This window comes from Flavobacterium jejuense, assembly GCF_006491595.2.
GTDB lineage: Bacteria > Bacteroidota > Bacteroidia > Flavobacteriales > Flavobacteriaceae > Flavobacterium > Flavobacterium jejuense.
This window is the reverse complement of the sequence record NZ_VEVQ02000054.1, coordinates 1-396: the sequence shown is the minus strand read 5'-3', so window position 1 is coordinate 396 and position 396 is coordinate 1. Positions and strand designations below refer to the sequence as shown.

Here is a 396-nt window from a genome sequence, read left to right as displayed (position 1 = left end):
TAACATAGAACCTGTACCTCCTGATCCTGTATAATAATTACCTACTGTTAATGCTGGTAATACATAACTATCACAAACCGTAATATCTGCTGGAGAATCGGCTAATGGGGTTGAATTAACTACCAAATTAAATGTTGTGGTAGCATAAACCGTTGGATCTGAATTATCCTCTACTCTTACATAAATTACCTGATTAGTACCATTAAAAGCCGTATCTGGTGAGGCTGGATCTATAGTACCTGTACCATCATCTGCTCCAGCCTGACTCGTATAATAACTAACCGTGTAATTTGAAGGATTATTTGTCCCTAATACCGTAGCACTCTGACTCGTTAAATCAAAAATCTCAAAACCATCATTACTAATATCATCACACGCATATAAATCTGAAGGTTG

Annotated in this window: 1 protein-coding gene; it reads right to left on the bottom strand. The window is 36.6% G+C overall.

What is annotated here, in order from left to right:
- Positions 1–396, bottom strand: a 396-nt coding sequence (locus FIA58_RS21185; protein ID WP_165928977.1) for a hypothetical protein, incomplete at both ends; no start/stop codon positions are given.